Here is a 19,610-nt window from a genome sequence, read left to right as displayed (position 1 = left end):
TATCATTTACAGTGTGTTTTTCGTAGAGAATCGGAGTATAGAAAGTACATAACATTTTGTTCATGAATCATATGGGCTTACGCCCAAACTCCAATATGTGTATCTTCCTTGCTTTTTCGGGCTAAGTGAAGTGATGTTGATTTGGGATGGTTTAAATAAAACTTTATAAATTTCAAGTTCTAAGCTCTCCATCTATATTATCCCTTACTCTTTCCTTAACAACAACCTACTACTTAATTCTTAAACAAGAATACACCATATACGGTCATATTTACTCGTATAGTCAATGAGGTAATAATGAGTTGAAGAAATCTCTCTTAATTTTAAATTTGGCTTTGAATTTTTTAATCTTTATATTATACTTAATTTAATTAACTAAAGGGAGGAATTTTCATGATTCGTTTCGATTGTGACTACACAGAAGGCGCACACCCAAAAATATTAGAAAAACTATCAATGACTAACTACGAGCAAACAATAGGCTACGGCGAAGATAATTACTGCAAAGAAGCTGAACGCATAATTAAGGAAAAATGCGGACGTCAGGACATAGATGTTCACTTTTTAGTAGGTGGAACTCAAACAAATCTTACAGTTATAGCAGCTGCCCTTAGACCCTACCAAGGTGCAATTGCAGCAACAACCGGTCACATTAATGTCCATGAAACTGGAGCCATAGAAGCAACTGGTCACAAGGTGCTTGCTCTTAATAGCAGCAATGGTAAATTAACTGCAAATCAAATACAAGACGCATACGACACCCATTTTAATGATCCATCAGCCGAACATATGGTACAGCCTAAATTGGTATACATATCAAACCCTACTGAAATAGGAACTATTTATTCTAAAGCTGAATTAACAGCCCTAAGCCAAACTTGCAAAAAAAACAATCTTATACTGTACATGGATGGTGCCCGCCTAGGATATGGCCTTTGTGCAGAAGATAATGATTTAGATTTGCAGACTATTGGAAAGCTTTGTGATGCTTTTTATATTGGAGGCACTAAAATAGGAGCTTTATTTGGAGAAGCTGTTGTAATTTCTAATGAAGCTTTAAAAGAAGATTTTCGCTATTTAATAAAACAAAAAGGAGGTATGCTTGCCAAGGGAAGACTTCTTGGAATACAGTTTTCCACTTTATTTGAAGATAATTTATACTTTAAAATGTCAAAACATGCAGACGAAATGTCTATGCTTATTAAAAAAGCTTTAATAGAAAAAGGATATCCTTTTCTTATAGAATCAAGTACAAATCAACAGTTTCCTATCATGCCAGATACTGTGCTTGAAAAATTAGGTAAAAACTATGTGTATTCTTACTGGCAAAGAATAGACGGCATCCACAGTGCTGTTCGTTTTTGCACAAGTTGGGCCACAAAGGAAGAAAATGTGATAAAATTAGTAGAGAGTATTAAATCAATATAAGGAAGTGAATTAATTATGTTTTTAGCTAATGTACCACGCTCCATGCAAGGATTGTAAAGCATGAACGACTTTTGCTTGGAGCGAAATTAATTCATGTTTTATTCAGTCTTTGCTTCTTCATTTATAAATTAAATATAGAATGGAGCGAGACTTATGAAATATGAAAAAGCACAAAATATACTACCAGAAAGTATAATTGAAATAATTCAAAAATACACCGATGGATCATATATTTATATACCTAGAAAAAACGAGAACAAAAAATCCTGGGGAGAAAATACTGAAACTAAACGATATCTAAAGGAAAGAGATAACGAAATTTTTAATAAATACCTTCTAGGAGTAGCTGTTGAAACTTTATCTGAACAGTATTTCTTAACAGAAAGCAGTATTAGAAGAATTATACGGAAAGAAAAGAGCGATTAAAGCCACTTATAAGTTGAGGCAAGTTTTTCAGCGCTGAAAATTATACCTCTCTTTTAATTTTATTATAGTCCTTTGGAGTATCAGCATCCATCAATATTCCCTCATCTTTTACTGAAACAGTTGTGAAGTTATGTGAGTTTATAAAATCCCTCATTGATCCATAATTATCATTCTCCAATATATCATCTATTAAATCACTATTTATAAGTACAGGGTGGCCTTTTTTTCCCTGATACATGGGTATGACAATATTAGCTTTGAATTTAAGCATTTTTTCATAGGTATCTTTTCTTATTAGTGGATAATCTCCTGGAATTAAAAAGAACCGGTTTCCTTTAACTTTTTTAAGCCCCATCTTTATGGAACTAAACATCCCGTCCATATAATTTTTATTTAAAACAACATTCACTTTTCTATATGGCCTCAAAAGTTCGTTAATTATATTATAATTATAGCCACCAACTACTATGATATTAGAGCAGCACTCATACATAGCTTCTATGCAATTTTCTATGATTGTCTTTTGCCTAAATTTCAACGTCATTTTATATTTTCCCATCCTGCTGGACAATCCGGCTGCCAACACAACTCCATCAATACTCACTTTAACACCTCTACTCTGTTCCCTTAATTCCACAATGTATATTTTCTCCAAGAAACACAAAAAATATAACTTATATTAACTTGAATTATTAGGATGGTGATTATAGTGTGGTTAGGAAATAAAGCTTTACGGTCTGGCATTTCAGTATGTCTTTGTATGATTGTATCAAAATTACTAAAACTTAAATATCCTTTTTTCGTTGCTCTTCCTGCTGTTATGCCTATATCGTCAAATCTTGAGGACACTATAAAATCAAGCGGAAACAGAATGATAGGAAGCTCAATAGGAGCAGTAATTGGAATTTTATTAGCTTTAATTAGGCCTACAAATGCGTTACTTACTGGAATTGGAGTTATAATAATTATTTATACCTGTAAATTTATTAATTGGGAAAACTCAGCCGCAATAGCTTGTCTTATATTTATATCAATAATGGTAGGAATTAAAGGCGAAACAGTATGGCTCTACAGCCTTAATAGACTTCTTGATACCTTTATTGGAATTGCCATTACGGCTACTGTTAATAACCTTGCACTTTCATTGACCACCTATTCTACAGTCATAAAAAATACAAGAATTTTATATAATGACCTTTTAAAAGCAGTTAAATCTAAAATTTTTTTTCATGTAGAAATTAAAACAGATTCACTATATAAGCAGATAAACAATGTTCAAGGTTTACTAACAATCTATAAAGATCAAATTCATTTTAAAAAAATATGGAGAACAAAATTACAAGAAATGACATCAATTTATGAAAATTTAAAACGTGCATATGATGAACTTAACATTATCAACTCAATTGACAACACATGTTCACCAAATGCTAAAAATGCAGAAATTATAAATAAAATTTTTCCCTTAAAAAATCATTATAAGAAATGTGAAAATAGTGAAATTAGCATAATTTATAACTATCATCTTGAAAGACTCCTAAAATCTATAATGAATTTACCTCGATAAACTGGAATTTGTGAAGTAACAATGCTTCGTCCCGTTAAAAAAATCCTATAAATCTAAGGCTCAAAAATTGTAAAATACTAAGAAATTTCAATAACTCGCATACGCTTAAACAGATTGAAATATCTAAGCATTTTACAATTTTTGAACCAAGATTTATTAGAATTTTTTTAAACCGTTCCTTCAGCATTGTTACTTCACCCCCACGGTAGTGCAAGGAAAAAATTCCTCCGTACCTACGGAATTTTTTACGTGCACAGCACCGTAAAACCCTTCACCTTTCGCATAGCGAAAACCTTAGTCTTTTAACAAACGAAGTGAGTTAAAACCCTTCACTATAGTGCTCGACAAATTCCAGTTTATCAGGATAAATTTGGAGATTGCAATTTTAAAGTTTCAAGTTGTCTATCTATAGTGAATATAAATAACAATTACTGTCAATAATCATACTAACATTAACAAATTTAGGGGTGTGATTATGGCAGTAATTTTGTTTGTAACTGGTTCACTTATTTTTATAATTTTTAGTATGATGGCTATTATAATTAAGATATTAAAGAAAAAAGTAAATAAGTTATTTATTGCTATAATGGTTTTATCTTTATTTACAGCTGTAACTGGATTTTGCATGGTATCTCCGGATAAACCTAAATATGCTTCTGATAATAAAAGTTATAATAAAAATGAAAAAGCAGCCCTTTCAAGTTATGATTCAAAGAAATTGAAAGTGTATAGTATTGGAAATGAAGAATGCGTTTTAATTCAATATAACAATAAAAATGTTTTAATCGATGTTCCAGAGGATTCTAATAAAGTTAATTACATTTTTAAAGCTATTGATAACTATAAGATTAATAAGATTGATTGTATTGTACTAACTTCTAGCAATGACAAGCTTTCGGAAAACGCAGCTGATGTAATAACAAGATATAATGTAAGTGATGTTAATTATGTATGTGATAATGTAAATGATAAGGTAGTTCAGGCAATTAAAGCTGTAAATTCAGTAAAAGGAACTAAAAATAGTGCTAAAAAAATAAGTGATGGCGGAAAAATTAGCAATATGTCAATTAAGCTTCAAAAAGAAGAATCATATCTTGATTTAGCATTTAAGACTAATGAAAATAGTGAGACATACTTAATAGTGGATTCTTTTAAAAATTATCTTGAAAATTCTAATATATATAAACATGTTGTAAATATAAGTCATGGTGACGATGGTGATTTAAGTATAAATATACATGTTGAAGCAGAAAATTAAATATAAACTATTTTTGGACTTTATACAGTTTTACTATATATAATATTGTGGTTTTATTTTAATGATGATGATATAATTATTATTATAGTATTTTATGCATATTTAATGAAAAAGGACGTGTTTTATATGAAGATAAATATATTAAAATGCCATGGAACTGGAAATGATTTTATATTAATTGATGAATATAATAATGATTATAATTTTAGTGAAGAGGGACGAAAAGAATTAGCAATATTAGCATGTAACAGAGAGAAATCCATTGGTGGTGATGGAATTTTATTTGTTCAAAAAAGCAGCATATGTGATGCAAAGATGAGAATATTTAATTCAGATGGTTCAGAAGCTGAAATGTGTGGAAATGGACTAAGATGTGTTGGAAGATATGTTATGGAAATTCTTAAAAAGGATGAAATCCAAATAGAAACTATGAAAGCAAAATATTTTGTTCAAAAACAAGAAGAAGTGTACAAGGGGATAAAGACTGTAAAGATATTCATTGATTCTATTTCTCTTGATCCTAAATCACTACCTATGAACTCAAAGAAGGATAGTGTTCTTTTTGAAAATGTACCAGAATTATCAGATCAGTTAAAATTTGCAGCTATAAGCATAACAAATCCGCATTTAATCTCTATAGTAAATGAAATAGATACAAATGAGCTTGTAGAGGTTGGTGTAAAGGGTAATAGCACAAAGTCAGTATTACCAAAAGGGGTTAATGTAAGTTTTGTTAAAGTATTTGATGAAAAAGACATATATGTTAAAACCTATGAAAGAGGAGTAGGACTTACAAAATCTTGTGGAACAGCTATGACTGCTTCAAGTGTTGCGGCTTGCTTAAGTGGAAAGGTGGATTTTGACCGAAAAATTTCTATATTTAATGATGGTGGTATGATAAATTCTATAGTTCATAAGAAGGAAAATGGTAATTATTTGGTTGAATTTATAGGGAATGCTACATTTGTATTTGAAGGGACTATGGAATTTAGCAATAATGAAGTAAATAATGTTATTGTAGATAATACTCCTTATGAAGAAGAAACAAAAGATTATGCTGAGTTTTTTAAGTACACAAGAAAATGCATACAATAATAATCTCACATAGAAAGTGTTTACAAAATATTTGCATAATATAAACACAAAATAAATACTTTTAAGGTATAATAAAATCATTCTAAGAGATAAATAGCTTAGAATACTATCGTTGTATAGAATGATCTCCCTTATATAATATTTAAGCACTGGTTTAATGACCAGTGTTTTTTTTATGGCTTTGTTTTAAATAAGTGTAAAAAGTCGACACTTATTTAAAAACAAAGCTTCTTTATTATGTAAAATGCCATATTAGAAATAATTTGTATAGAATTTTAAATTAAAATATTAATTTTATAATTATGTATATGAAACTTTACAAAGAAAAGTATTAGTAGTAAGATAATAGCTGCAAGTTAAATATTAAACAATTAGGTTTAGGAGAAAAATATGAAAAAGTTAAAAGGCTTAATTTTGCCTGTAATACTAATACTTGTATGGGCTATTATAAGCAAATTACATATAGTTAATGAATACATAATACCATCTCCAGAAAAGGTATTTTTGGCCACTTTGGAGATGATAAAATCAGGAGAACTTGCAAAAAATATGATAATAAGTTTAGGAAGAGTAATTGCAGGATTTATAATAACTTTCATAATTTCTTTTCCTATGGCTATATTTATTGGTGCCAAGCCTAAAGCTATTCCATATGTGGAGCCTTTTATGGAATTTATGAGGCATGTTCCACCTATTGCTACTATACCAATACTGATATTATGGTTTGGAATAGGTGAAGCTTCAAAGTTATTTGTTATTTTTCTTGCTACTTTTTTCCCAATCTTCTCTAATACGTTAAATGGAATCACTAATCATGATAAGAAACTTTTAGAGGTAGGGGATTCACTTGGTTTTACTAACAGAGATAAATTTTTAAAGATCATATTTCCACAAGCAATACCATCAATAATGACAGGAGTACAACTTGGACTTGGATATAGCTGGAGGTCGCTCATGGGTGCGGAACTTATAGCTGCATCATCTGGAATTGGATATATGATAGTGGATGCAGAGCAGCTTTCAAGACCTGATGTTGTAATAGTTGGAATTTTATCTATAGGTATACTTGGTTATGTTATTGATTATGTACTTATAAAAATAACAGAAAGGCTAATTAACAAATATGGAAAGGAAATAGATTATGGCGGGGTTGATAGTTAAAAATTTATCAAAAGTTTTTGAACTTCAAAATGAAATAATTTCAAGCTCTAAAAGATATTAACCTTGTTGTGCCAGAAAAAAGTTTTATAACTGTCGTTGGTAAAAGTGGATGTGGAAAAACAACGTTACTTAGAATAGTTGCAGGACTTGAGAGTAAAACAGGCGGACATATTGAATTTACAAATTGCAAAGAGAAAGTAGGAATTGTTTTTCAAGAGCCAAGACTTATGCCGTGGCTTACTGTTGAACAGAATCTAGCGTTTTCTCTCATAAAGTGTAAAGATAAATCATATGTTAAAGATAAAGTTGAAGACATATTGCAAATTTTAGGACTTTATGATTTTAAAAAAGCTTATCCAAGTCAGATTTCAGGTGGAATGGCTCAAAGAGTTTCTCTTGGAAGGACTTTGTGTTTTGATCCAGAAATTATACTTATGGATGAACCTTTAGGAGCCTTAGATGCTTTTACTAGAAGAAAACTTCAAAATGAACTTGTGGACATTTTTGTTAAAAGCGGTAAAACTTTTATGTTTGTGACACATGATGTGGAAGAAGCAATATATTTAGGTCAGAAAGTTGTTGTTATGAATGACGGAATAATAATGCAAGAAATTCAGATTGACCTAGATTATTATAGAAATACTGAAGATAGTAAGTTTTTAGAATATAAAAAAAGCATTTTAAATACCTATAAAAGCATTAACTAGAGTAGAGAGCAAAGAGTTGAATGTTACCGAAAATTCTATAGTTAACTTAAAGCTTGTATGTGGTTTATTTATATATAAATATAAGGAGGAGGATTAAGTATGAAGATTTTAAAAAAATTGAGTGTGCTACTTACAATTTCAATGATAGCAGCTTTATTTAATGGATGTGGCAATGCTCAAAATTCCGAGACGAAATCCCAAAAGAATGTTCCCAAAAGCATAAGTATATCTTATGTAAAATCACCGTTAAATGTACCATCTATAGTGGAAAAAAGAGAAAAGCTCTTTGAAAATGAGTTTTCAAAAGACAATATAAAAATTACTTATCCACAAATAACAGAAGGTTCTAAAATGACGGAGGCAGTTGCAGCAGGTTCGCTTGATTTTTGCAATGCAATAGGTGCAACTTCGGTTATTTTGGCAGCAGCAAACGGTGTTGATATTAAAATAATAGGTGTTTATAGTAGAGCACCAAAGGCATTTACAATAATGGCAAAAGATCCATCGATAAAAAGCATGAAAGATTTAAAGGGGAAAAAGGTTGTTGGACCTAAGGGGACAATACTCCATCAGCTTCTTTTAGGTGCGCTCGAAAAAGATAGTCTTAAATCAAGTGATGTTCAATTTATAAATATGGGAATACCTGACGGTGTATCAGCACTATTATCTGGCAGTGCCGATGCAGCACTAGTAGCAGGTGCATCAGTAGATAACGCAAAAAAGAATGGTGCACATGTAATAACTACAGGAGAAGGCATACTTGATGCAACAATAGTAATAGGTGTATCTGGCAAATTCATTAAAAAGTACCCTGACATAGTAAAAAGATATTTAAAGGTTCATGATAAAAGTTTAAGCTTCATGAAGAATAGTAAGGACAAAGCATATAACTATACTAGTGAAGAAGTAAAGCTATCACTTGATCAAGTTAAAGCTATGTATGATTTATATGATTTTAATCCTAAGATTACCAATAAAGATATAAAAGATTTAAATGATACTAAAGACTTTTTTAATGAAAAATGGTATGCTTAAAAAGAATATCGATGTAAAAAGCTTAATAGATAATGTGAGCTGAATTTATAGGTATACTACCTAAAATTTTGAAAATAAAGAGGTCACAAATTGTGCATCGTGCACTAATTTTAACAAGTCAGTATTTATTAATTTATATAAAACTGAACTTTAAGTCAAAATTAATATTTTAAATTTCGACTTATATCCAATAAGGAATGAGAGCGAGGTAAATAAAATGATGGAAAAAATTTGTGGAAAGAAGCTTGCAACAAGACAAATTACAATGATAGGTATGTTGTTTGCTGTAACAATTGTGCTTGGAGCAACAGGATTGGGATTTTTACCAATACCACCTTTTAAAACTACAATTATGCATATCCCAGTTATAATAGGAGGGATAGTTGGAGGACCTATAGTTGGTGGTTTTATAGGATTATTTTTTGGCATTTTTAGTATTATACAAGCTATAAATACGCCTACACCTGCGTCTTTTATATTTTTCAATCCAATAGTCTCAGTTTTGCCAAGAATATTGATTGGTGTTGCCGCTTATTATGTGTATGTATTATTTAGACGTAAGTCTGAAAAACTAGGTGTGTTTTTAGGAATTGTTGCTGGCTCCTTTACGAATACTATAGGGGTTCTGGCTATGATATACATTTTGTATATAGATGCTTATGCAAATGCATTTCATATAAGTTATAATGCCGCAGTGAAAACACTTTTATTATTAGTTTTAAATGGTTTTATATCGGCAGGAGCCGCCTTGGTTGTATCATTTCCCGTTATTATGATAATAAAAAAACTGAAAATGTAATAAAGCTTAATGAATCTTATTAAGATTAAATTTTTTGTAATTTGCGTAAGGATGGGGCTGCCGCACTAAAAATTGTTAAATTATGATTAATAAATATTGCGAATTAATTGGAGTTAAGGGTTTTTAACTCGCTTTGCTCGTTTAAAAGAACTAACTTTTTTTCACTTATGTTGAAGAGTGAAGGGTTTGACGATGCATTGCACGTCAAAGGTGAACTTTTCGGCTAAAGCCAAAAGTTAAGGTGATTTTTTCTGCAGCGGAACGGAAGAAAATCATCATTAACTTTTTTACTGAAGGTAAAAAAGTTTCACTTTTTTAACAAGCGGCGCAAGTTAAAACCCTTCACTCTTAGCTTTTTCGCCTTCTTTTTAGGCGAAAAAATTAGTTATTGCTTCACAATTTTTATAAATTATGACTTAATATATTTAGTGCGACAGCCCCATTTTCTTTAGAAGATGATTAGTGCTAATACATCCACCACCAAGGCATATTATGATATTTATGATGGTTATGATAGAACCATGGGTAATAAGGACGACGGCGGCGGTGATGTTTATGTCTATATTCATCGGAATCATCACTATCATCATCCCAATCAGAATCGTCATCATCATATGATGCATTTGTCATAGGAGCTTCACCGCTCATCATAGGACATTCACTTGTCATAGGAGCTTCACCGCTCATCATAGGACATCCACTTGCCATAGGGTATCCACCCATCATAGGTCCCATATTTTTGTTCATCATAAAAGGACAATATGGCATTGGTTGAAATTCAAAATCTTCATCATCATGTTCACAGTGTTTATCATGATGGTCGTGCTTATTGTCATGTCTAATCTCGTTATCAGAATCCATAAGTAACCTCCAAATAATTTAAATACACTATATTATAATATTGAATATCAGTAAAAATGTTACTTTTTTTTATTTATATTTAAATTGGTATATAGATATAATATCTGATATAATATAATCACCGTATGAAGCATGATTAAGTTAGAGGTGATATATAATTATGAAAGTTGAATACATAAATCCATTCGTTATGTCAAGCGTTGATATTTTAAAACAAGTATGTAATATTACTGTAAATAAAGAAAAACTTTTTTTTAAAGCAAGGTTTTTCAGAAATTAAAGATGTTACTATAACTATTGGGGTTTTAGGCGATGTAAAGGGTAATATTATTTTAGGCTTTGATAAAGGAACAGCAATGAGAATTGCATCAAAAATGATGGGAGGGTTTCCAGTTGAAGAACTTAATGAGATTACAGCCAGTGCTGTTTCTGAGATTTGCAATATGATAGCTGGTCAGTCCGGAATACATTTTTCACATCAAAATAAAAAAATAGATATAACACCTCCAATCATGCAGATAAATAAGCCAGAAGCAAAGATGAATTATAATAATCAAACAATATGTATACCATTAGCCCTTGATATAGGTGGTACTCTCGAACTTGATATTTCCATAGTTTAATAAAATAGAAGTCACAAAAGTTTTCTTTTGTGGCTTTTTTGTACATAGATAAACTTAAAACACGAACAATACTAGATAAAAAAATAAGTATAGTTGATATAGTACGAACATTAATGAATAAAGTGTAGATAATGTTATTGACTTATGAAAAATATTATGCTAACATGAAATTAAAGTGACAAAGGAAATTCATATAAGGAGGCAATTGTAATGAAAGTTGCTATAATATTTGGTAGCAAATCAGATACCGATAAGATGAAAGGTGCAGCTAATGCGCTTAGTGAATTTGGAGTAGATTATAAAGCATACGTTTTGTCAGCTCACAGAGTTCCTGAAAAATTAAGTGAAGTTATCAGTAAATTAGAAAAAGAAAATTTTGAATGTATAATTGCAGGTGCAGGACTTGCAGCACATTTGCCAGGAGTTATTGCTTCTCAAACAACACTTCCAGTAATAGGAGTTCCTATAAATGCTGCAGTAGATGGATTAGATGCATTATTTTCAATTGTTCAAATGCCAAAAAGTATTCCAGTTGCTACTGTAGGAATTAATAATAGTTATAATGCAGGCATGCTTGCAGTTGAGATGCTTGCTTTAAAATATCCAGAACTTAAAGAAAAACTTGTTCAATTTAGAAAAGATATGAAAGAAAAATTTATACAAGACAATGAAGAGGGAGTGGAATTTTAATATGGAAAAAAAAGAATTACTATATGAAGGAAAAGCTAAAAAGGTATATGCAACAGATGATAAGGATAAAGTAATTATATATTATAAAGATGATGCAACAGCTTTTAACGGAGAAAAAAAAGGTCAGATAGATGAAAAGGGAGTACTTAATAATAATATTACTTCAATGTTATTTGAACTTTTAGAGAAACATGGAGTAAAAACTCACTTTGAGGAAAAATTAAATGATAGAGAACAGCTTTGCAAAAAAGTTTCAATAGTACCTCTTGAAGTTATAGTAAGAAATATAGCAGCAGGAAGTATGGCTAAGAGACTTGGTCTTGAAGAAGGAACAGAACTTAAAACAACAGTTTTTGAACTTTCATATAAAGATGATGCACTTGGTGATCCACTTATAAATGATACTCATGCAGTAGCAATTGGAGCTACAACTTTTGATGAATTAAAGAAAATTTATGCAATGACTGAAACTGTAAATAATGTACTTAAAGAATTTTTCCATAAACAAGGAATAAAATTGATAGATTTTAAAATTGAATTTGGAAGATTTCATGGTGAAGTTGTTCTTGCAGATGAAATCAGTCCTGATACTTGCAGGTTATGGGATGAAAAGACAAACGAAAAACTTGATAAAGATAGATTTAGAAGAGATTTAGGAAATGTCAAGGAAGCATACATTGAAATATTAAAGAGGATAAGTGGTAAGTAGAATACATAAAAAGAGGCTTACCTTATCTGTTTTGACATAGGCTGAAGTTATTTTTATACTTCAGTCTATATTAGGCTTAAATATAAATTGTAAGAAGGAGATAGCTATGAAAAATATGCAATATACAGCTGAACACGAAGATATCGATAAGTTCAAAGAAGAATGCGGAGTTTTTGGTATTTTTTCTAATAAGGATATTGATGCAGCACATTTAACTTACTATGGACTATATGCGCTTCAGCATAGGGGGCAGGAAAGTGCTGGAATTGCTGTATCCGATAGCAATGAAATTAAGGTTTATAAGGAAATGGGTCTTGTATCTGATGTATTCGACACTGAAATTTTAGATTCTATGCCTGGAAATGCTGCAATAGGCCATGTTAGATATTCTACGACAGGAGGAAGTAATGCTACAAATGCCCAGCCACTTCTAAGTAATTTCAAGCTTGGCTCTATTGCTATTGCGCATAATGGAAATCTTGTGAATGCAGATGTAATAAGAGAACTTCTTCAAGATTGTGGAACTATGTTTCAAACTTCAATAGATACTGAAGTAATATTAAATTTAATAGCAAGAAGTGCTAAAAAAGGAATAGAAAATGCCGTAGTTGATGCTATTCAAGCTGTAAAAGGCTCATATGCTATTGTTATTCTTACAAAGGATAAGCTTATAGGAGTTAGAGACCCAAATGGTATAAGACCTCTTTGTATTGGAAAATATGATGAAAGCTATGTACTTTGTTCTGAAAGTTGTGCACTTGACACTATTGGAGCGGAATTTGTACGTGACGTAAAACCTGGAGAGATTATAATAATAGATAAAGATGGTCTTAAGAGCATTAATTTTGCAGAGAGAACAAAATGTGAGACTTGCTCCTTTGAATATATTTATTTTGCAAGACCAGACAGTGTAATTGATGGAATTGATGTTTATAAAGCAAGAGAACGTGCAGGAGAAAAGCTTTTTGAGGAATCACCTGTGGAAGCTGACCTTGTAATAGGAGTTCCTGATTCAGGAATTCCAGCAGCGCTTGGTTACGCGAAAGCTTCAGGAATACCATACAGCTTAGGACTTATTAAAAATAAGTACGTTGGAAGAACATTTATATCCCCAACTCAGGAACTTAGAGAGAAAGCTGTATCTGTAAAACTCAATCCAGTAAAATCAATGATTAAAGGAAAAAGAGTTGTGCTTATAGATGATTCTATAGTTAGGGGAACAACTAGTAAAAGACTTGTGGATTTGCTTAGAGAAGCAGGTGCAGTAGAAGTTCACTTTAGAGTTTCTTCACCAATTGTAAAATTCCCATGCTACTTTGGAATAGATACACCTTATAGAAAAGAACTTATAGGTTCACACAAAACCGTAAAGGAAATAAGTGATTTTATAGGTGCTGATAGTGTTGGATATTTAAGTATAGAATCACTTTTAGAAACGCTTGATAAAGATAGAACATTTTGCCTTGGGTGTTTTAATGGAGTTTATCCAGTATCTGCACCTATGGAAGCAGCAAAAGATAGACTTGAAGAATAAATATTTTGAAAGGTTGTGTATGAATGGTAACATATAAAGACAGTGGAGTTAATATAGAAGAGGGGTATAAATCTGTAAAGTTAATGAAAGAATATGCTTCAAAAACTTTTATACCTGGAGTTATAAATAATCTTGGAAGTTTTGCAGGTATGTTTGAAATAGGAAAAGGTTATGAAAATCCAGTTCTTGTATCTGGAACTGATGGAGTTGGAACAAAACTTGCAGTAGCCTTCGAAACTAAGAAATATGATACTGTAGGAATAGACTGTACTGCAATGTGCGTAAATGATATATTGTGTCATGGAGCAAAACCAATATTTTTTCTTGACTATATAGCATGTGGTAAACTTGAAGCAAACGTAGCAGCAGATCTTGTAAAGGGCGTTTCCGAAGGCTGCAGCGATGCAATGTGTGCTCTTATAGGTGGAGAAACAGCTGAAATGCCTGGCTTTTATAAAGAAGGAGAATATGACCTTGCCGGTTTTGCTGTTGGAATAGTTGATAAAAACAAAATAATTGATGGAAGTAAAATTGAGGATGGAGATGTGCTCATAGGAATTGCTTCTTCAGGAATTCACAGTAATGGATATTCTTTAGTTAGAAAGCTTATAACTAATTTTGATGAAGAATTTAACGGAAAGAAAATGGGAGAAGTTCTTTTAACTCCAACTAGAATATATGTAAAACCAGTACTTAAACTTTTAGAAAACTTTGAAATAAGGGGTATGGCGCATATAACTGGGGGCGGTTTTTATGAAAACATGCCTAGAATGTTTAAAGGAGAATTTACAGCTGTAGTAAACAAAAATAGCTTTGAAGTTCCAGCAATATTTAAACATATAATGTCTCTTGGAGTTGACGAAGAGCATATGTTTAACACTTTCAACATGGGGATAGGCTTCGTATTATGTGTCTCTAAGGATGATGCAGAAGATGTTCTTTCTTCTCTTAAAGATATGGGAGAAAAGGCATATGAGATAGGATATGTAAAAGCTGGAGGTAATGGAGTATGTTTAAAATAGCTGTTCTAATATCCGGTGGTGGAACAGATCTTCAGTCAATAATAGATGCAATTGAAAATAAGGAAATAGTGGGCGCAGTAATCGAGGCTGTCGTAAGCGATAAAAAAGGGGCTTTTGGAATAGAACGTGCAAAAAAGCATGGAATAAAAACTTATGTTTTTGATAGAAAAGAGTACAAAGGAAAGGTTTCAGATGAAGTGTTAAATTTACTTAGGGGCAAAGTAGATTTAATAGTTCTCGCAGGATTTCTTTCTATATTAAATGGTGATTTACTTCATGAATTTAAGGATAAAATAATAAATATACATCCATCTCTTATCCCTTCATTTTGCGGCAATGGAATGTACGGACTTAAGGTTCATGAAAAGGCTATAGAATACGGAGTTAAAATTTCTGGATGTACAGTTCACTTCGTAGATGAAGGGACTGATACAGGAGCAATAATACTTCAAAAAGCTGTGGAGGTTCTTTGTGATGACACTGCTGAAACTCTTCAAAAGAGAATTTTAGTGGAAGAACATAAAATTTTACCTATGGCAGTTAAACTTCTAGCTGAGGGAAAAATAAAAAAGGTTGGAAGGCATGTATCATTAAAGGCTTAATTAACTTTATATATAGAAAAGGAGTATAAGTTTATTATGTTAAAAAGAGCGATTATAAGTGTTTTTAATAAGGATGGAGTTTTAGAATTTGCACAGTTTTTAAATAAAAAGGGAGTAGAAATAATTTCTACAGGAGGGACTTTTAAATATCTCAAAGAAAATGGAATTCCTGTAGTTGAAGTTTCAGATGTAACAGGTTTTGATGAAATGCTTGATGGAAGAGTTAAAACACTTCATCCTTTTATACATGGAGGAATTTTAGCCATAAGAGGAAATGAAGAACACATGAAGGCTATTGAGAATAAAGGAATAAAACCAATAGATATGGTAGTTGTAAATTTATATCCTTTTTTTGATAAAGTGGATAGTGATATTACATTTCAAGAAAAAGTTGAATTTATAGATATTGGTGGACCTACAATGATAAGAGCAGCAGCTAAAAACTTTCAAGATGTAACAGTACTTACAGATGTAAATGATTATAAAGAAGTAATGGAACAGATTGAAAAAATGGAGAAGTAGAATACGCTGTAAAAAGAAAGCTTGCGGGTAAAGTATTTAACTTAATGTCAGCTTATGATGGAGCTATAAGTAGATTTCTTCTTGAAGATGAATATCCTGAATATTTAACTATACCATATAAAAAGAAAATGGATTTAAGATATGGCGAAAATCCACATCAATCAGCAGCATTCTATGAAGCAGCAACAGGAAGCGGAGCTATGAAAGATTTTGATCAGCTTAATGGAAAGGAACTTTCATACAATAACATAAAGGATATGGACATTGCATGGAAAGTAGTTTCAGAATTTGATGAGCTTGTATGCTGTGCCTTAAAACACAATACCCCATGTGGTGTTGCTATGGGAGAAACTCCTTATGAGGCTTATAAGAAGGCTTATGATTGTGATTCAACTTCTATTTTTGGTGGAATAGTTGCTTTAAATAAAACTGTTGATAAAGAAGCGGCAGAAGAAATGGCAAAGATATTCCTTGAAATAATAGTAGCACCTGATTTTACTCCAGATGCTTTGGAGGTTTTAAAAAGAAAGAAAAACTTAAGAGTTATAAAAGCTGCTAAAAAGCCTTCAGATAAATTCGAACTTGCAAAGGTTGATGGAGCTATTTTGGTTCAAAGTGCAGATGATAAGCTTATAGAAGATATGAAGATTGTTACTGAAAAGGCACCAAGTGAAGCGGAAAAAAGAGATATGATTTTTGGTATGAAGGTTGTAAAGTATGTAAAATCAAATGCTATAGTGGTTGTACAAGATGGAGCTACAAAAGGAATAGGTGGCGGACAAGTTAATAGAATTTGGCCGGCACAAGATGCTATGGAGAGAGGAAAGGGAGCTACAGTTCTTGCTTCAGATGCATTTTTCCCATTTGGAGATATTGTAGAAGAGGCTTCAAAGCACGGTATAAAAGCCATAATTCAGCCTGGTGGATCAATAAGGGATCAAGAATCTATAGATGAATGTAATAAGTATGGAATTTCTATGGTTATGACAGGTATAAGGCATTTTAAACATTAATTAAGGTTTTTGGAGGTTTATTATGAAGATTTTACTTATAGGCTCTGGTGGAAGAGAGCATGCTATGGCTTGGAAAATGGCACAAAATTCTGAAGTTGAAAAAATCTATTGCGCACCTGGAAATGGTGGAACAGCAAAAGAAGCAAAATGTGAAAATGTAGAGTTTCATAAAAATTGTGAACTTTTAAAATTTGCAAAAGAAAATAATATTTCACTTACAGTGGTTGGACCTGAAGCACCTCTTGTAGATGGAATAGTTGATGATTTTAAAAAAGAAGGTTTAAGAGTATTTGGACCTAATAAGTATGCTGCCGGACTTGAAGGAAGTAAAGCTTTTTCAAAGGATTTTATGAAAAAGTACAATGTAAAAACAGCAGAGTATGCAGTGTTTACAGATGCAGAAAGTTCAATTTCATACTTAAAAAAATGTTCTTATCCTATAGTTATAAAGGCAGATGGATTAGCAGCAGGAAAAGGTGTCGTTATTTGCGAAAGCTATGACATGGCAGAAGACACTATAAAATCATTCATGGTTGATGATGTGTTTAAAGGATCAGGTAAAAAAGTAGTAGTAGAAGAGTATTTAGAAGGTGTAGAAGCATCTATCTTATCAATAACAGATGGCAAAACTATACTTCCTTTTGTTTCAGCTAAGGATCACAAGCAAATTTTTGATGACAATAAGGGACCTAATACAGGAGGTATGGGAGCTATTGCCCCAAATCCATATTGTACAAAAGAAGTTCTTGAAAGCTTTGATAAGAATATTTTGAAGCCTACTTTAAAAGGAATACAAGAAGAAGATATGGATTTTACGGGAATAATATTCTTTGGAATCATGATAACTAAAAAAGGAGTTTATCTTCTTGAATATAATGTTAGACTTGGAGACCCAGAAACTCAAGTTGTACTTTATCTTATGAAGAGTGATTTGGTAGATATTATAAATTCAGCTTTGGATAAAAAATTATCAGATTTTGATCTTCAATGGTATGATGGCAATGCTTGCTGCGTAGTTGCTGCTTCAAAGGGATATCCTAAGAGTTATAAAACGGGTTATGAAATAACAGGCATAGATGATGTAAATGATAAAGTTTTTTGTGCTGGAGTCACCTTAGAAAATGGAGTTTATAAAACAGCAGGTGGAAGGGTGCTTTGCACTTCAGCAAGAGGAAACAGTTTAGATGACGCAATAGATAAAGCCTACAGTGATATAAAGAAAGTTAAGTTTGAAGGAATATATTATAGAAACGATATAGGAAGAGCGAAGTAACAGTGCTTTGTAACGTTAAAAAAATTCTATAAATCTAAGATGAAAAAATCGTAAAATCCTAAGATATTTCAATAACTCCCAGAGCTCAGACAAATTGAAATATCTAAGTATTTTAGATTTTTTCATCAAGATTTATTAGAATTTTTTTAAATTGTTCCTTCAGCGCTGTTACTTCGCTTCCACATTTAAAATATATTGGATTATATTGAGGTAGTTGATTGACTAGGTGAAAGAAAACAATATTAATACAAAAGGTTTAATGTTGGAATGGTTATTGAATTTTGAGGTCAATTAACAGTATAATAATTAAAAGGGAGGTAATATTGGACAATATTTGAGTGATCATTTTAACTAATACTAAGAACTTGTCTAATAATAAGATTATGGAACTAACAAAAATAAAAGGTAATACATATTATATAAATGCTCCAACTAATATAGGAGTATACGTATTTAAAAACAAAAATTGTCTTCTTATAGATACAGGAAAGGACAATAGTGATGCTAGAAAAATAGATGAAGTGTTGGCGAAGAATGGACTTCATCCTAAATATATAATAAATACTCATCATCATTTGGATCACTGTGGTGGCAATGCTTATTTTCAAAATACATATCCTGGATGTATTGTTTATGCTTCTGAAAAGGAAAAAATAAGTATGGAAAATCCTTATCTGTATCCTTATGGTCTTTTTGGAGCAAGTCCTGTGAAGGATATACATAAAAGTAACAAGCCGTTTATGGTTGATTTTATTGCAAATGAAGGGGAAAATAAAATAGGCGATGAAAAAATTGAGGTTATAAGCTAAAGGGGCATACAATAGATTTAATAGGAATAATTACTCATGAAAAAGTTTGTTTTGTTGGAGACGGCATTTTTTCTGTTGAGAATATTAAAAAGCATTCGCTTCCATATCTTTATGACGTAAACTTAGAGAAAGAGACTTTAAATTACTTAAAAGATATCGATGCCGATTATTTTGTAATAGGACATAGTGATAAGATACTCACAAAAGAAGAATTTATTCCTGTTATAGATAAAAATTTAAGTAATATAGATAATTATGAAAAACAGGTAATGGAACTATTTGACCAGCCGCTTACTAAGGAAAATCTGCTTGAAAACTTAGCTGTTTTAAACGAATTAACTATGGATTTTAACGAATATTATATAAATCTTGCTTCCGTAGCTGCTTTTATTTCATATTTATACAACAAGAATTTACTTGAATATTCTATTGAAGATGGAAATTTATATTATTTTAAAAAACCACAATAAAGCACT

18 protein-coding genes and 2 pseudogenes are annotated in these 19,610 nt (G+C 31.3%); 18 read left to right on the top strand and 2 right to left on the bottom strand.

The window, feature by feature from the left end; translation table 11 throughout:
* Window positions 1–393: 393 nt before the first annotated feature.
* Together AGR56_RS11700 and AGR56_RS11695 are read left to right on the top strand one after the other, a co-directional pair.
* A complete protein-coding gene (locus AGR56_RS11700) occupies window positions 394–1,428 on the top strand; it encodes a low specificity L-threonine aldolase (protein ID WP_053242389.1) in 1,035 nt (344 codons plus the stop codon).
* Window positions 1,429–1,581: 153 nt separating this feature from the next.
* Window positions 1,582–1,854: a CD3324 family protein gene (locus tag AGR56_RS11695; RefSeq protein ID WP_053242388.1), complete on the top strand. Its 273-nt coding sequence runs from the start codon at window positions 1,582–1,584 to the stop codon at window positions 1,852–1,854.
* 40 nt (window positions 1,855–1,894) lie between these two features.
* Here the strand turns inward: AGR56_RS11695 and AGR56_RS11690 are convergent, their stop codons facing one another.
* A complete protein-coding gene (locus tag AGR56_RS11690) occupies window positions 1,895–2,491 on the bottom strand; it encodes a nucleotidyltransferase family protein (protein ID WP_242851420.1) in 597 nt (198 codons plus the stop codon).
* 72 nt (window positions 2,492–2,563) lie between these two features.
* On the opposite strand from AGR56_RS11690, the gene AGR56_RS11685 reads away from it, so the two are divergent.
* The 7 genes from AGR56_RS11685 to AGR56_RS11655 all read left to right on the top strand — a co-directional run bounded on the left by AGR56_RS11685 (window position 2,564) and on the right by AGR56_RS11655 (window position 9,476).
* Complete coding sequence (locus tag AGR56_RS11685; RefSeq protein ID WP_053242387.1) at window positions 2,564–3,421, top strand: aromatic acid exporter family protein; 858 nt, start codon at window positions 2,564–2,566, stop codon at window positions 3,419–3,421.
* Window positions 3,422–3,896: 475 nt separating this feature from the next.
* The gene (locus AGR56_RS11680) at window positions 3,897–4,679 is read left to right on the top strand and encodes an MBL fold metallo-hydrolase (protein WP_053242386.1); all 783 of its coding nucleotides are present in this window, start codon (window positions 3,897–3,899) and stop codon (window positions 4,677–4,679) included.
* A gap of 105 nt (window positions 4,680–4,784) precedes the next feature.
* Window positions 4,785–5,774: a diaminopimelate epimerase gene (gene dapF / locus AGR56_RS11675; RefSeq protein ID WP_231016696.1), complete on the top strand. Its 990-nt coding sequence runs from the start codon at window positions 4,785–4,787 to the stop codon at window positions 5,772–5,774.
* Between the two features lie 390 nt (window positions 5,775–6,164).
* Entirely contained in the window at window positions 6,165–6,935 is a 771-nt protein-coding gene (locus AGR56_RS11670; protein WP_053242384.1) for an ABC transporter permease, read from the top strand.
* Window positions 6,936–7,003: 68 nt separating this feature from the next.
* A complete protein-coding gene (locus tag AGR56_RS11665; RefSeq protein ID WP_242851419.1) occupies window positions 7,004–7,642 on the top strand; it encodes an ABC transporter ATP-binding protein in 639 nt (212 codons plus the stop codon).
* 99 nt (window positions 7,643–7,741) lie between these two features.
* Entirely contained in the window at window positions 7,742–8,677 is a 936-nt protein-coding gene (locus AGR56_RS11660; RefSeq protein ID WP_084756987.1) for an NrtA/SsuA/CpmA family ABC transporter substrate-binding protein, read from the top strand.
* A 217-nt stretch (window positions 8,678–8,894) separates the two neighbouring features.
* Window positions 8,895–9,476 carry an ECF transporter S component gene (locus AGR56_RS11655; RefSeq protein WP_053242383.1) on the top strand — a complete coding sequence of 194 codons (582 nt, stop codon included), beginning with the start codon at window positions 8,895–8,897 and terminating at the stop codon, window positions 9,474–9,476.
* A gap of 465 nt (window positions 9,477–9,941) precedes the next feature.
* On the opposite strand, the gene AGR56_RS11650 is transcribed toward AGR56_RS11655, so the two are convergent.
* Window positions 9,942–10,337 carry a hypothetical protein gene (locus tag AGR56_RS11650; RefSeq protein ID WP_053242382.1) on the bottom strand — a complete coding sequence of 132 codons (396 nt, stop codon included), beginning with the start codon at window positions 10,335–10,337 and terminating at the stop codon, window positions 9,942–9,944.
* A 236-nt stretch (window positions 10,338–10,573) separates the two neighbouring features.
* Between AGR56_RS11650 and AGR56_RS21860 the strand changes: the two genes are divergently transcribed.
* The 9 genes and pseudogenes from AGR56_RS21860 to AGR56_RS11605 all read left to right on the top strand — a co-directional run bounded on the left by AGR56_RS21860 (window position 10,574) and on the right by AGR56_RS11605 (window position 19,604).
* Window positions 10,574–10,960 (top strand): chemotaxis protein CheX, encoded by a 387-nt coding sequence (locus AGR56_RS21860; RefSeq protein WP_347460533.1) that lies wholly within the window; start codon window positions 10,574–10,576, stop codon window positions 10,958–10,960.
* Between the two features lie 210 nt (window positions 10,961–11,170).
* Window positions 11,171–11,650, top strand: coding sequence for a 5-(carboxyamino)imidazole ribonucleotide mutase (purE, locus tag AGR56_RS11640; RefSeq protein WP_053242380.1), 480 nt, complete (start codon window positions 11,171–11,173; stop codon window positions 11,648–11,650).
* 1 nt (window position 11,651) lies between these two features.
* Window positions 11,652–12,359, top strand: coding sequence for a phosphoribosylaminoimidazolesuccinocarboxamide synthase (purC, locus tag AGR56_RS11635; protein WP_053242379.1), 708 nt, complete (start codon window positions 11,652–11,654; stop codon window positions 12,357–12,359).
* A gap of 106 nt (window positions 12,360–12,465) precedes the next feature.
* A complete protein-coding gene (gene purF / locus AGR56_RS11630) occupies window positions 12,466–13,893 on the top strand; it encodes an amidophosphoribosyltransferase (protein WP_053242378.1) in 1,428 nt (475 codons plus the stop codon).
* 23 nt (window positions 13,894–13,916) lie between these two features.
* Complete coding sequence (purM, locus tag AGR56_RS11625; RefSeq protein WP_053242377.1) at window positions 13,917–14,915, top strand: phosphoribosylformylglycinamidine cyclo-ligase; 999 nt, start codon at window positions 13,917–13,919, stop codon at window positions 14,913–14,915.
* Window positions 14,903–15,517 (top strand): phosphoribosylglycinamide formyltransferase, encoded by a 615-nt coding sequence (purN, locus tag AGR56_RS11620; RefSeq protein ID WP_053242376.1) that lies wholly within the window; start codon window positions 14,903–14,905, stop codon window positions 15,515–15,517. Before purM ends, purN begins: the two co-directional genes overlap by 13 nt.
* Before the next feature lie 36 nt (window positions 15,518–15,553).
* Window positions 15,554–17,052, top strand: a pseudogene (purH, locus tag AGR56_RS11615) (bifunctional phosphoribosylaminoimidazolecarboxamide formyltransferase/IMP cyclohydrolase).
* Between the two features lie 22 nt (window positions 17,053–17,074).
* Window positions 17,075–18,325: a phosphoribosylamine--glycine ligase gene (gene purD / locus AGR56_RS11610; protein WP_053242375.1), complete on the top strand. Its 1,251-nt coding sequence runs from the start codon at window positions 17,075–17,077 to the stop codon at window positions 18,323–18,325.
* Window positions 18,326–18,708: 383 nt separating this feature from the next.
* A pseudogene (locus AGR56_RS11605) lies at window positions 18,709–19,604 on the top strand (MBL fold metallo-hydrolase).
* The last annotated feature ends 6 nt before the right edge of the window (window positions 19,605–19,610 follow it).

It is taken from the genome of Clostridium sp. DMHC 10 (assembly GCF_001270375.1).
GTDB lineage: Bacteria > Bacillota > Clostridia > Clostridiales > Clostridiaceae > Clostridium_S > Clostridium_S guangxiense.
Note: the sequence above shows the minus strand (reverse complement) of the source record. Positions and strands in the feature narration are given on the sequence as shown.

Excerpts from the sequence above, each read along its gene's own strand:
- AGR56_RS11700 (WP_053242389.1), top strand. The coding sequence starts at position 394 with ATGATTCGTTTCGATTGTGACTACACAGAAGGCGCACACCCAAAAATA.
- AGR56_RS11695 (WP_053242388.1), top strand. The coding sequence starts at position 1,582 with ATGAAATATGAAAAAGCACAAAATATACTACCAGAAAGTATAATTGAA.
- AGR56_RS11680 (WP_053242386.1), top strand. The coding sequence starts at position 3,897 with ATGGCAGTAATTTTGTTTGTAACTGGTTCACTTATTTTTATAATTTTT.
- dapF (WP_231016696.1), top strand. The coding sequence starts at position 4,785 with ATGAAAAAGGACGTGTTTTATATGAAGATAAATATATTAAAATGCCAT.
- AGR56_RS11670 (WP_053242384.1), top strand. The coding sequence starts at position 6,165 with ATGAAAAAGTTAAAAGGCTTAATTTTGCCTGTAATACTAATACTTGTA.
- AGR56_RS11660 (WP_084756987.1), top strand. The coding sequence starts at position 7,742 with ATGAAGATTTTAAAAAAATTGAGTGTGCTACTTACAATTTCAATGATA.
- AGR56_RS11655 (WP_053242383.1), top strand. The coding sequence starts at position 8,895 with ATGATGGAAAAAATTTGTGGAAAGAAGCTTGCAACAAGACAAATTACA.
- AGR56_RS11650 (WP_053242382.1), bottom strand. The coding sequence starts at position 10,337 with ATGGATTCTGATAACGAGATTAGACATGACAATAAGCACGACCATCAT.
- purE (WP_053242380.1), top strand. The coding sequence starts at position 11,171 with ATGAAAGTTGCTATAATATTTGGTAGCAAATCAGATACCGATAAGATG.
- purC (WP_053242379.1), top strand. The coding sequence starts at position 11,652 with ATGGAAAAAAAAGAATTACTATATGAAGGAAAAGCTAAAAAGGTATAT.
- purF (WP_053242378.1), top strand. The coding sequence starts at position 12,466 with ATGAAAAATATGCAATATACAGCTGAACACGAAGATATCGATAAGTTC.
- purM (WP_053242377.1), top strand. The coding sequence starts at position 13,917 with ATGGTAACATATAAAGACAGTGGAGTTAATATAGAAGAGGGGTATAAA.
- purN (WP_053242376.1), top strand. The coding sequence starts at position 14,903 with ATGTTTAAAATAGCTGTTCTAATATCCGGTGGTGGAACAGATCTTCAG.
- purD (WP_053242375.1), top strand. The coding sequence starts at position 17,075 with ATGAAGATTTTACTTATAGGCTCTGGTGGAAGAGAGCATGCTATGGCT.